The organism is Candidatus Streptomyces philanthi (genome assembly GCF_059553635.1).
The window spans coordinates 1-12,002 of sequence record NZ_JCANQV010000182.1; the positions used below are offsets into that span (position 1 = coordinate 1).

Sequence of the window (12,002 nt, forward strand, 5' to 3'; positions counted from 1 at the left end):
GCACGCCCTGCCGGGGCTGGTCCGCCAGGCAGTCGTGGGCCGCGTGCCCGCAGTCGTGACCGTGGCGGTCATGCCCCCGGCAGGGATCGCCGTCCGGCGCGCTGTGCGCGGACGCGGGGTACTGACCGGGGCCGTGAACGGACGTGACGACCGCGAGGGAGGAGAAATGGCCCTCCGCCGACCGGGGGCTCGGCCCGTGGGCGCACAGCAGCCCCAGGAGCAGCACGGCCAGCCACCACGCATGCCGCGGTCCCGCTCGGCGGGAACGGGAGCGCCGTGTGCCGGTGGCGGGCCGGACGGTGACCATGCGGGGGATCGTAGCGGAGCCGTCCGACGGCCAGGGGGAGGACGGGCGGCAATCGGACACCGGGACGTCTCACCCGTCCGGGGTGTCGGCGACGGCCGGAAATCCTCTTCCCTGAAGGCGTGTTGACGGCATCGCCGACGTGCCGGGGGCCGGGCCGCGGGGCTTCGCGCAGTCGGCGCGCCGGTGGCGCGCGACGGCGGGTCAGGCCGGCCGGCTGCCGCGTTGCAGCTGCTGGACGGCCTGGACCAGGGGGGCGAGTTCGGGTTCGGCGGCCGCCTGGTCGAGGGCCTCGCGCAGGGCGGTGTTGTGGGTGGGGCGGGCCGCCTCCAGCAGGCGCAGGCCGTCCTCGGTGACGTCGGTGTAGATGCCCCGGCGGTCGGTGGGGCAGAGGAAGCGCGAGAGCAGCCCGCGGTCCTCCAGGCGGGTCACCAGCCGGGTGGTGGCGCTCTGGCTGAGGACGACGGAGTCGGCGACCTGCCGCATCTGGAGGTGGCCGCCCTCGCCGTCGTGCTGACGGCTCAGGACGTCCAGCAGCGAGTACTCGCGCGCGCTGAGCCGGTGCGCGGCCTGGAGGGCGCGTTCGACCTTGCTCTCGATGCGTCCGTGCAGCAGCGAGAGCGCCGACCAGCTGTGTGCCAGTGCGGTCATCGCCGGGTCGGTGGCGGTCATGGACAGCTCCCTCGGTCGGGGTGTGCGGGCGGAGGCGCCGGCAGGGGACTGCCGCCGTATCACGTACCTCACTATACCCGCGTTTGCCATTAGCGCTCGTGTGCAACTATTGTCGACGCAAGTAAGGCGCTCGTGCCCCTAAGAGGCTTGCGCATCTTCCCTCCTCCTGTACGGCAAAGGACCCTCGTCATGCCGCTCGCACTGCTGGCCCTGGCCATGGGGGCCTTCGGAATCGGCACCACGGAATTCGTGATCATGGGGCTGCTGCCCCAGGTCGGAGCGGATCTCGGGGTGTCCGTACCGACGGCCGGCTTCCTGGTCACCGGCTACGCCCTCGGCGTCATGATCGGCGCACCGATCATGACCGTCCTCGGCACCAAGATCTCCCGCAAGAACATGCTCATGCTGCTCATGGGGCTGTTCATCCTCGGCAACGTCGTCTCCGCCGCCGCCCCGGTCTTCGCCGTGATGCTGATCGGCCGGGTGGTGGCCTCGCTCGCCCACGGCGCGTTCTTCGGCATCGGCTCCGTCGTCGCCGCCGAACTGGTGGCACCGGAGAAGAAGGCCGGCGCCATCTCCATGATGTTCACCGGCCTGACCGTGGCCAATGTCGTCGGCGTTCCCCTGGGCACCTTTGTGGGCCAGAGCGCGGGCTGGCGCGTCACCTTCCTGATCGTCGCCGCCCTCGGCGTCCTCGGCCTGGCCGGTGTCGCCAAGCTCGTGCCCGACGTGCCCAAGCCGGAAGGGGTGCGGCTGCGGCACGAGGTCTCCGCCTTCAGGAACGCCCAGGTCATCCTGGCCATGGCCATGACGGTCCTCGGCTTCGGCGGCGTGTTCGCCGCGATCACCTACATCGCCCCGATGGCGACGGAGGCCGGCGGCTTCGCACAGTCCTCCGTCACCTGGCTGATGGTGGTCTTCGGGCTGGGCATGGTGGCCGGCAACCTCATCGGCGGCCGCTACGCGGACCGCAGCCTCATGCCGATGCTCCGCACGGCCCTGGCCGGCCTGGCGCTGGTCCTGCTGCTGTTCACCTTCCTGGCCTCCGGCAAGGCCGCTTTCACCGTGGCCGTCTTCCTCATCGGCGCGCTCGGCTTCGCCACCGTCCCGCCGCTCCAGAAGCGCGTCCTGGACCACGCCCACGGCGCGCCGACGCTGGCCTCCGCCGCCAACATCGGCGCCTTCAACCTGGGCAACGCCCTGGCCGCCTGGCTCGGCGGCACGGTGATCTCCGCCGGCCTCGGCTACACCGCGCCCAACGCCGTCGGGGCCGTCCTGGCCGCCGCCGCGCTGGTGCTGGCCGTCGTCTCGCACCGCGTCGAGCTGCGGAGCCCCCGTACTCCGGCCGCGCACGCCGTCCCCGTCGCGTCCTCCGACGCCGCGCCCGCCGCGGCCCGCTCCTGACCCCCGCACCCGCGCCGCACCGGCCCCGGGTCCCCCGCCGAGACAAGGAAGAACCCCATGAGCACCACCACCGTGACCCCGCTGACCGCCGCCGACGCGGACGCCCTCGTGCTCGCCGCACGCCGCGCCGCCGACGCCGCCGGCGTCCCCGTCAGCGTCACCGTCCTCGACGCCGGCGGGAACCTGCTGGCCTTCCGCCGCGACGAGCGCGCCGTGCTGATCTCCGGCGAGACCAGCACGGCCAAGGCGTACACCGCCCTCCAGCTGAACGCGCCGACCGCCGACCTGGCCGACCTGGTCAAGCCGGACGGCCCGTTCCACTCCCTGCCCACCGCGCTGGACAGGCCCCTGCTGTTCATCGCCGGCGGCGTGCCGGTCCACCGCGACGGGCGGCTCGTCGGCGCCCTCGGCCTCGGCGGCGGCGCCCCCGAGCAGGACGACGCCTTCGCCCGGACCGCCCTCCGGGCCCTGTGACCCACCCCCTCGGCGGACCGGGCGGGCCGTCCCCGCCCCCGTCCGCCCTCCCCCGCAGTACCGAAGACCCGCAGTACCGAAGAAAGGAACCCCTGATGACCTCCGTGCCGAATGTGACGCTGAACAACGGTGTGACCATGCCCCAGCTGGGCTTCGGCGTCTTCCAGGTCCCCGACGGGCAGACCGCCGCCGCGGTCGCCTCCGCCCTGGAGGCCGGCTACCGCAGCATCGACACCGCCGCGGTCTACGGCAACGAACGCGGCGTCGGCAAGGCCCTCGCCGCCTCCGGCCTCCGCCGCGACGAACTGTTCGTCACCACCAAGCTGTGGAACGAGGACCAGGGCTACGACAAGACCCTGGCCGCGTTCGACGCCTCCCTGGACAGGCTCGGCCTCGACCACGTCGACCTCTATCTCGTCCACTGGCCCACCCCGGCCCGCGACCTCTACGTGGAGACCTACAAGGCGCTGGAGAAGATCCTCGCCGACGGCCGTGCCCGCGCCATCGGCGTCTCGAACTTCCAGGTCCCCCACCTGCGGCGGCTCCTGGAGAACACCGGCATCGTCCCGGCCGTCAACCAGGTGGAGCTGCACCCCGGCCTCCAGCAGACCGCGCTGCGCGCCTTCCACGCCGAGCACGGCATCGCCACCGAGGCATGGAGCCCGCTGGCCCAGGGCGCGGTCCTCGGTGACGAGGCGATCGTGGGAATCGCCGGGGCCCATGGCGTGACCCCCGCGCAGGTCGTGCTGCGCTGGCACCTCCAGACCGGCAACATCGTCATCCCCAAGTCCGTCACCCCCGACCGCATCCGGCAGAACCTCGACGTCTTCGGCTTCGGGCTCACCGACGCCGAGATGGCCGCCCTCGCGGGCCTCGACCGGGGCCTGCGCACCGGCCCGGACCCCGACACCCTCAACTGACCCCCACGCCCCGGAGCGCCCGTCCGCCGCGGACGGGCGCTCCGGGGCGCCGGACACCGCCGCAGCAGCCACAGCCTCGACGAGGGGAAACCCGCCATGCAGATCGATCTCTCCGGCCGCACCGCCCTGGTCACCGGCTCCACCCAGGGCATCGGCCTCGCCATCGCCACCGGACTCGCCCGCGCGGGGGCCCGCGTCGTCGTCAACGGCCGCGGTGAGGAACGCGTCGCGGCCGCCGTCCGTACCGTACGCGCGGACTCCGGCAACGACGACGTCACCGGAGCCGTGGGCGACCTGGCGACGGAGCAGGGCGCCGCCGCCGTACTGGAGGCCGTGCCCGCGGCCGACATCCTCGTCAACAATCTCGGCATCTTCGGCTCCGCAGCTCCGCTGGAGATCGGCGACGCCGAGTGGCGCCGCTACTTCGAGGTCAACGTCCTCTCCGCGGTCCGGCTCATCCGCGCCTACCTGCCCGGCATGAAGGAACGCGGATGGGGGCGCGTCCTCAACCTCGCCAGCGACTCGGCCGTGGTCGTCCCCGTCGAAATGATCCACTACGGGATGACGAAGACCGCGCTGCTCGCCGTCGGCCGCGGGTTCGCCAAGGAGGCGGCGGGCACCGGCGTCACCGTCAACTCCGTCATCGCCGGACCGACTCACACCGGAGGCGTCGAGAGCTTCGTCCGCGAGCTCGTCGGCGACGAACTGCCCTGGGACGAGGCGCAGCGCGCGTTCATGGCCGAGCACCGCCCGCAGTCGCTGCTCCGGCGCCTCATCGAGCCGGAGGAGATCGCCCACCTGGTCGTCTACCTCGCCTCGCCGTACGCCTCCGCCACCACGGGCGGCGCCGTACGCGTCGACGGCGGCTACGTGGACTCCATCCTGCCCTGAGCCCGCCGCCCGCTCCCGGCCCTGTGGCCGGGCCGTTCCGCTCCGGGGACGGCCCGGCCACAGGTCGTTTCCGGCGGGCGCGCACATCTCCAGGGTTCAAATCCGCACGCGTTTAATGCGCGCTTGCATTATGCCGCGTATGCAAGTATCGTCGTACGCAAGTAAGGCCGCGAAGGACGTACGGGGGAGGCGCCGAGCGGCTGTCCACCACGCACGACGAGGGAGCTCCCGATGAGCCTCACCCACCTGTTGCCCGGTCCGCTGGGCTTCGGTACCGCCCCCATGGGCAACATGTTCCGCGCCATCCCCGAGGACGAGGCGCAGGCCACCCTGCGGGCCGCCTGGGACCAGGGCATCCGCTACTACGACACCGCCCCGTTCTACGGCGCGGGCCTGGCCGAGATACGCCTCGGCGAGATGCTGTCGCAGCACCCTCGGGACTCCTTCGTCCTGTCCACCAAGGTCGGCCGGGTCGTCCACGACGAGGTGGAGGACCCCACCGCCCGCGACCTGGGCGAGAAGGGCGGCCTGTTCGAGCACGGCCGCCCCAACCGGATGACCGACGACTACAGCGCCGACGCCACCAAGCGCTCCATCGAGGACAGCCTCAAGCGGCTGGACACCGACCGGCTGGACATCGTCTGGGTGCACGACATCGCCCAGGACTTCCACGGCGACCGCTGGCTCGCCCGGTTCGAGACCGCCCGCACCGGCGCCTTCCGGGTCCTGGACGACCTGCGCGACCAGGGCGTGATCAAGGCATGGGGCCTGGGCGTCAACCGCGTCGAGCCCGTCGAACTCACCCTCGCCCTCGACGAGCCGCGCCCCGACGGCTTCCTGCTGGCCGGCCGCTACACCCTGCTGGACCACCGCCACGCGCTCCAGCGGCTGCTGCCCGCGGCGCAGGAGCAGGGCGTCGACATGGTCGTCGGCGGCCCCTACAGCTCCGGCGTCCTGGTCGGCGGCGCCCACTTCGAGTACCAGAAGGCCCCGGCCCACATCCTGGAGACCGTCCGGCGCATCCGGGAGCTGGCCGAGCGGCACGGCGTGTCCGTCAAGGCCGCCGCGCTCCGGTTCTCCCTCGCCCACCCGGCCGCCGCCGCGGTGATCCCCGGAGCCACCCGCCCCTCCCGCATCGCCGAGGACCTCGGCGCCCTGCGCGAGGAGATCCCCGCCGCCTTCTGGCACGACCTGCGGGAGACCGGTCTGCTCGACCCGGCCGCCCCGCTCCCCGCCGGCGCCTGACCGGCCCGGCACCCGCACGACCGCACTCCCCGCACGAAGGACCCCACCATGGCCTCCACTTCCGTGAGCCGCGTCGTCCAGGCATCCCCCGAAGAGGTCTGGAACCTGATCGGCGGCTTCCACTCCCTGCCCGACTGGCTTCCCTACATCCCGCGGAGCGTCCCCGAACAGGGCGGCCGCGCCCGCCGGCTGACCAACGCCGACGGCGAGGTGATCGTCGAACAGATGGCGGCGTACGACCTGCGGGCGCGCTCCTACAGCTACGCCATCCTGCGGGCGCCCTTCCCGGTCACCGGCTACCTCTCCACCCTCCGCGTCCACGAACTGCCCGGCAGGCCGGAGGCCGCCGAGGTCCAGTGGAGCGGACGCTTCGTCCCCGACGGCGTGAGCGACGAGGAGGCCGAGGCCCTCTTCACCGGCATCTACCGGGACGGCCTCGACGCGGTGGCCGCGGCGATCGCCGCACGGTGAACGGCGCCCCGTGACGGAATCCCGGCCGGCCGCCCGACCGGCCGGGATGCCCGCCGTTCGCCCGTACACGGCCGGGCGGACGGCTCTCCGCCACGGCGGGAGCGCTCCCGGCCCCGGAGCACGAGCGCCCGCTCCACCCACGTGACCAGGAGGCGGACGCGGGACCGTCATGACGCCCCTCCCCGAACCGGACCGCTCCCGCGCGGTCGGTCCCGGGCCAGGGGTCCGGCGCTCCCGGTAGGTTGAACTCCCGCTCGCAGGAGGTCCTTTGATGCCAGGGGGCGGCCTGTGAGCAGGACGCGGCGGCCGGGTCGCGGGGCCCGCCGTTCCGGGCCGGGCCGCCGCCCTCTCTCCCACGGAAGGGAATGGCATGGGCACCACACGACACGGAAGGGGCCGGCGGTCCCTGCTCGCCGCCGCCCTCGGTTGCGGTCTGCTGCTGAGCGGCTGGCCGACGGCCTCGGCCACCGCCGCGCCGGACCACGGGGCGAAGGCCGGGAACTCCGCCCCGCTCCCGGTCCGTACGACCGACGGCACCCCGGACCCGTACGCGAAGGGCAGCGCCTCCCGCTGGGTGCGGGCCGACCTCGGGGCGACCCGCCGTCTGGACCGGGTGGAGTTCACGCTGCCCGGAGAGGCCCGGCGCGTCCAGCTCCAGGGCTCCGTCAACGGCCGCGACTTCGTGGAACTGTCCGACGCGCGGGTCCGCAAGGGCAAGGTCACCGTGCGCCTGGGCGGCACACCGCTGCGTCAGGTCCGCGTCGTCGGCGCACGCCGGGTCGGCGGACTCGCGGTGTACGGCGCGGCAACGGGCACCAGCACGCCACCGAAGGCACCGCGCGGCATCCGGTCGGACGGTGCGACGCTGCGCTGGGAGCGCACCCCCGGCGCGTCCGGGTACGACGTCTACGCCGACGGCCGGCTGCGCACCGTGCTGCCCGCGACGGCGACCCACTGGAAGGACACCACGGCGCCCGGCGGCGCGAGCCGGAAGAGGACCTACCTGGTGCGGGCCCGGGACGCGTCGGGCAACCAGTCCCCGGACAGCCGTACGGTCACCCGCGTCGTCCCGGCCGGCCGGGGCTCCACACGCGCCGCGTTCACTCCCTCGCCGACCGGGCCCCGGCCCTCACCCCTGCGGGCCGGAGCGGCGGCGACCGGCGCGACCATGCCGTACACCACCGTCGAGGCCGAGTCCGCCGTCCTCGGCGGCGGCGCCCAGGTGGTCGGGCCCAACCGGAAGATCGGCGACCTCGCGGGCGAGGCGTCGGGCCGCCGGGCCGTGACGCTCAAGGAGACCGGCCAGTACGTGGAGTTCACCACCCCGGTGGAGACCAACACCCTGGTCGCCCGCTTCTCGATCCCGGACGCTCCGGGCGGCGGGGGAACGGACGCGACACTGAACGTCTATGTGAACGGCGGGAGGACGAAGCCGCTCGACCTCACGTCCAAGTACGCCTGGCTGTACGGCCCCGAGGAAGCCCCGGTCAACGATCCGGGCGCGGGCCCGCCCCGTCACCTCTACGACGAGGCGCATCTCGACCTCGGCCGGACCGTGCCGGCGGGCAGCACGGTCCGGCTCCAGAAGGACGCGGACAACTCCTCCTCGTACGCGATCGACTTCGCCGACTTCGAGAAGGTCTCCGCGGTGCCGAACCCGGACCCCGCGGCGTTCGTGGAACCGACCGGATTCGGTCACCAGGACGTACAGAACGCGCTGGACAAGGCACGGATGGACACCACCGGGAAGATCCAGGGCGTCTATCTGCCACCCGGCGACTACGAGACGGACGGCAAGTTCCAGGTCTACCTCAAGCCGGTCAAGGTGATCGGCGCCGGGCCGTGGTTCACCCGCTTCCACGCGCCCGCCGGGCAGGAGAACACCGACATCGGCATCCGCGCGGACAACGGCGCCAACGGCTCGGTGTTCTCCGGCTTCGCGTACTTCGGCAACTACACCTCACGCGTCGACGGCCCCGGCAAGGTCTTCGACCTCCGGAACGTCTCCGGCATCACCATCGAGAACATCTGGGCCGAGCACATGCTCTGCCTCTACTGGGGCACCCACACCGACCGGATGACCCTCAAGGACAACCGCATCCGCAACACCTTCGCCGACGGCATCAACATGACCAACGGCTCCGCGGACAACCTGGTGACCAACAACGAGGCCCGGGCCACCGGCGACGACTCCTTCGCGCTGTTCGCCGCGCTCGACGCGGGCGGCGGCGACCAGAGGAACAACGTCTACGAGAACCTCACCGCGAAGCTCCCCTGGCGGGCCGCGGGCCTGGCCGTCTACGGAGGTCAGCTCAACACCTTCCGCAACATCCGCGTCACGGACACACTCGCCTACTCGGGGGTGACCATTTCCTCGCTCGACTTCGGATATCCGATGAACGGTTTCGGCCCGGGACCGACCACGTTCGACACCCTCGGAGTGGAGCGCGCCGGCGGCCACTTCTGGGGCAACCAGACCTTCCCCGGCATCTGGTTCCAGTCGTCGTCGAAGCCCTTCCGCGCGATCCGCGTGAACGACGCCGAGATCACCGACCCGACCTACCACGGCATCATGTTCCAGACCGACTACACCGGACAGCAGCCCCGGAACCCGATCGAGGACACGGAACTGACGGACGTCACCGTCTCCGGGGCGAGGAGAAGCGGCGACGAGTTCGACGCGAAGTCCGGCTTCGGCATCTGGGCCAATGAGAACCCCGGCCCGGCCGTCGGCACGGCCACTTTCCACGGACTGACCCTGCGGGACAACGCCGAGGACATCCGCAACACCACCTCCACATTCAAGATCAACACCAACTGACGGCCACGCACCGGCCGGCACGGAAAAGCCCCGGGCGGGGGAGCCCGGGGCTTCGCGCGGGTCGCTCGCGCCTCGCCGCCCTCCCGCGCCGGATTCACGGCGCGGTGGGCCGGATCGCGGAAGGAAAGGGGCCGGGGCTTTATGCGCCGGGCGCCCGGTTGCCCGTGTGGGAGCCGAACGAGGGGACGGGCGGGAAAGGGTTCTTATGCGCCACGTGCGCCATTCTTCGGCCTCCTGGATCACGGCCTCTTGCGCGGGCCTTCGGGCGCTCTGCTAGCGTGCGCGGAGTCCGGCTGCGGTACACGCTACGAAAAGCCGACGAACCGTCGGTGAACGGCGCTTTCTTTCCCGGGCCGGCAATGGCCTTCCGACCCGCACATCGTCTTTCTGCGCGTTCGTGAAAATCTCGGAAAAGAGAGATCGGGGCCCGTGTGAAGCACGCTATGGAAATCGTTCCGGCAGGCGGGGGCGGCGCGCTCCTCCCGTTCGGCCGCCCAGCCTATGACGACCGCGAGGTCGAGGCCGTCGTGGCGGCTCTCCGTTCCGGTGACCTGGCCACCGGCGCGGTCACCAAGGAATTCGAGGCCGAGTTCGCGGAAACGTTCGGCTTCGCCCACGCACTCGCGGTCACGTCCGGCACCACCGCGAATCTCCTGGCCTGCGCGGCCATGCTCGAACTCGGCCGGGTCCGGCGCGGCGACCGGGTCGTGGTGTCCGGCGCGACGTTCGTCAGCGCGGTCACCCCCGTCGTCCAGCTCGGCATGGTCCCCGTCTTCGCCGATGTGGCCGACGGGCACGTCAACGTCGATCTCGACCTGGTCGAACGGGCCGTCACCGAACACGGAGCGCGCGGTGTCCTGCTGCCGCACACCCTCGGCCAGGCACTGCCGATGGAGCGCCTCGCCGCCCTCAAGCGCCGCCACGGCGTCTTCGTCATCGAGGACTGCTGCGAATCGCTGGGCGCCGCCGACGGGGCCACCGCCGTGGGGTCCGCCGCCGATGTGGCGACGTTCAGTTTCTACGCCGGCCACCACCTCACCATGGGGGAGGGCGGCGTGGCGGCGAGCCACTCCCAGGAGGTCGACTCCGTCCTGCGCAGCCTGCGGGCCTTCGGACGGGACCTGGACTACCGGCTCGGGCGCTTCGCGTACCCGGTGGACGACCGGTCACTGGCACCGGAGGAGCGGTACATCCATCTGCGGATCGGGTACAACGCCAAGATCCCCGACTTCCAGGCCGCGTTCGGGCGCGTCCAGCTGACACGTCACGCGGAACTCGCCGAGCAGCGGCGGGAACTCGCCCGTGACGTGGCGGCCGTGCTGCGGGAGTTCGGCTGGACCGTGCTGGGCGACCCCGTCTCTCCGGGGGCCTCCCCCTTCGCGGTGCCCATCCTGCTGCCGGAGGGCCTGCCGATCGCGCACGCCGTCCGTGTGCTCACCGAGCACGGCATCGACCCGCGGGGCTTCCTCGGCGCGTCCCAGCCGCATCAGCCCTGCTTCGACGGCGTGACCACCGTCGTCCACGAGCCGTACACCCGTACGCCGAAGCTGGCCGAGCGGGCGCTGCTGCTGGGTTGCCCGCCCCGCACCGACCGTGCCGCAGCCGTCACCGCGCTGCGCGGAGCCCTGGAGGCGCTGTCATGAAGATCCTGCTCGTGGCGGAGAAGTATCCCCCCATCGTCGGCGGCGGCGAGACCCATCTGCACCAGCTGGCCGAGGGGCTGGCGGCCCGGGGCCACGAGGTGACCGTGGCCACCGAGACCGTTCCCGACGGCCCGGAGCGCCGCCTCTACCGGGAGGGGGCCGTCCGCGTCGTCGAACTCACCGGGCTGATGGACGCCTGCCGGCGTCTGGACGCCAAGGAAGCGGTGGCGCGCCTGCACGCCCTGTTCACCACCAGCGACGCCGACATCGTCCATGTCTTCAACTACGTACCGGCACTCCTCACCAGCTGGCTCCGGCCGGCGGTCCGCGCCCGGCTCGCCGTCACCCTGTTCGAGACCCATATGCCGGGGCAGCGGGTCTTCGACCTCTGGGGCGACTATCCGCTGGAGCGGGCCCTGCAGCGCGGCCTCACCGACAACCTCCGCGCCGATGTGATGGTCTGCGGCTCCCAGGCGTACCGGCGCTGGGCACTCGACGCCGGATTCGACGACGGGGACATCCACGTCGTGGAGTTCGGCACCGACCTCGACCGCTTCCGCCACGACGACACCGCCGCCCGCACCCGCTGGCGCACCCGCCACGGCGTCGCCGACGACGACACGGCCTTCCTGGTACCCGCGCGGCCCATCCCCCGCAAGCGCATCGAGGACGCCGTGTCCGCGCTCGCGCAAGTGACCGTACGGCACCCCGGGACCCGGCTGGTCGTGACCGCCCCGACCGCCCGCACCCACGACGCCTACGCCGAGAAGCTGCGGGCCCTGGCGGACGAACTCGGCGTCGGGGACCGGGTGATCTGGGAGGAGGGGCTCGGCTGGCGCGACATGCCGGCGCTGTACTCCGCCACCGACGCGGTCGTCCTGCCCTCCTCCCACGAAGGGTTCGGCATCGCCCTCGTCGAGGGCATGGTCGGCCGGCGCCCCGTGATCACCTCGGACGTCGAGGGCCACGACGAGGTCGTCGAACACGAGCGCACCGGCTTCCTCTACCCGCCCCGCGACGTGGACGCGCTGGCCCGGTACATGGAGCGCGTCATCACCTCGGACCTGGAGGACCTCGTGACGACGGCGCACACCGAAGCGCTGCGGCGCTTCTCGTCGGCGGCGGTCGCCGCCGGGCACGAACGCGCCTACGAGGCG

General features: G+C 72.4%; 9 protein-coding genes and 2 pseudogenes. 9 read left to right on the top strand and 2 right to left on the bottom strand.

Translation table 11 applies throughout. The features are described from left to right. Positions 1–307 (bottom strand): annotated as a pseudogene (locus tag AC51EU_RS20185) (hypothetical protein); the annotation flags it as partial. Between the two features lie 201 nt (positions 308–508). Next, positions 509–976: a MarR family winged helix-turn-helix transcriptional regulator gene (locus tag AC51EU_RS20190; protein WP_496268410.1), complete on the bottom strand. Its 468-nt coding sequence runs from the start codon at positions 974–976 to the stop codon at positions 509–511. A 189-nt stretch (positions 977–1,165) separates the two neighbouring features. Here AC51EU_RS20190 and AC51EU_RS20195 point away from each other — a divergent pair, with 189 nt between their 5' ends. The 9 genes and pseudogenes from AC51EU_RS20195 to AC51EU_RS20235 form a co-directional block, all read left to right on the top strand. Beyond that, positions 1,166–2,380 carry an MFS transporter gene (locus AC51EU_RS20195; RefSeq protein WP_496268411.1) on the top strand — a complete coding sequence of 405 codons (1,215 nt, stop codon included), beginning with the start codon at positions 1,166–1,168 and terminating at the stop codon, positions 2,378–2,380. Positions 2,381–2,437: 57 nt separating this feature from the next. After that, complete coding sequence (locus tag AC51EU_RS20200; protein ID WP_496268412.1) at positions 2,438–2,854, top strand: GlcG/HbpS family heme-binding protein; 417 nt, start codon at positions 2,438–2,440, stop codon at positions 2,852–2,854. Positions 2,855–2,949: 95 nt separating this feature from the next. Then, positions 2,950–3,774, top strand: a complete 825-nt coding sequence (locus AC51EU_RS20205) for an aldo/keto reductase (RefSeq protein ID WP_496268413.1) — start codon at positions 2,950–2,952, stop codon at positions 3,772–3,774. A gap of 96 nt (positions 3,775–3,870) precedes the next feature. After that, entirely contained in the window at positions 3,871–4,665 is a 795-nt protein-coding gene (locus AC51EU_RS20210; RefSeq protein WP_496268414.1) for an SDR family NAD(P)-dependent oxidoreductase, read from the top strand. A 231-nt stretch (positions 4,666–4,896) separates the two neighbouring features. Then, complete coding sequence (locus AC51EU_RS20215; protein ID WP_496268415.1) at positions 4,897–5,910, top strand: aldo/keto reductase; 1,014 nt, start codon at positions 4,897–4,899, stop codon at positions 5,908–5,910. 48 nt (positions 5,911–5,958) lie between these two features. Further along, positions 5,959–6,381 (top strand): SRPBCC family protein, encoded by a 423-nt coding sequence (locus AC51EU_RS20220; protein WP_496268416.1) that lies wholly within the window; start codon positions 5,959–5,961, stop codon positions 6,379–6,381. 1,159 nt (positions 6,382–7,540) lie between these two features. Beyond that, positions 7,541–9,202: pseudogene (locus AC51EU_RS20225) on the top strand (glycosyl hydrolase); the annotation flags it as partial. A 443-nt stretch (positions 9,203–9,645) separates the two neighbouring features. Then, on the top strand, positions 9,646–10,845 hold the full coding sequence (locus AC51EU_RS20230) for a DegT/DnrJ/EryC1/StrS family aminotransferase (protein ID WP_496268417.1): 1,200 nt from the start codon (positions 9,646–9,648) through the stop codon (positions 10,843–10,845). Then, the coding region (locus AC51EU_RS20235) for a glycosyltransferase family 4 protein (RefSeq protein ID WP_496268418.1) at positions 10,842–12,002 on the top strand (1,161 nt) is incomplete at its 3' end. The genes AC51EU_RS20230 and AC51EU_RS20235, both read left to right, overlap by 4 nt.

Excerpts from the sequence above, each read along its gene's own strand:
- AC51EU_RS20190 (WP_496268410.1), bottom strand. The coding sequence starts at position 976 with ATGACCGCCACCGACCCGGCGATGACCGCACTGGCACACAGCTGGTCG.
- AC51EU_RS20195 (WP_496268411.1), top strand. The coding sequence starts at position 1,166 with ATGCCGCTCGCACTGCTGGCCCTGGCCATGGGGGCCTTCGGAATCGGC.
- AC51EU_RS20200 (WP_496268412.1), top strand. The coding sequence starts at position 2,438 with ATGAGCACCACCACCGTGACCCCGCTGACCGCCGCCGACGCGGACGCC.
- AC51EU_RS20205 (WP_496268413.1), top strand. The coding sequence starts at position 2,950 with ATGACCTCCGTGCCGAATGTGACGCTGAACAACGGTGTGACCATGCCC.
- AC51EU_RS20210 (WP_496268414.1), top strand. The coding sequence starts at position 3,871 with ATGCAGATCGATCTCTCCGGCCGCACCGCCCTGGTCACCGGCTCCACC.
- AC51EU_RS20215 (WP_496268415.1), top strand. The coding sequence starts at position 4,897 with ATGAGCCTCACCCACCTGTTGCCCGGTCCGCTGGGCTTCGGTACCGCC.
- AC51EU_RS20220 (WP_496268416.1), top strand. The coding sequence starts at position 5,959 with ATGGCCTCCACTTCCGTGAGCCGCGTCGTCCAGGCATCCCCCGAAGAG.
- AC51EU_RS20230 (WP_496268417.1), top strand. The coding sequence starts at position 9,646 with ATGGAAATCGTTCCGGCAGGCGGGGGCGGCGCGCTCCTCCCGTTCGGC.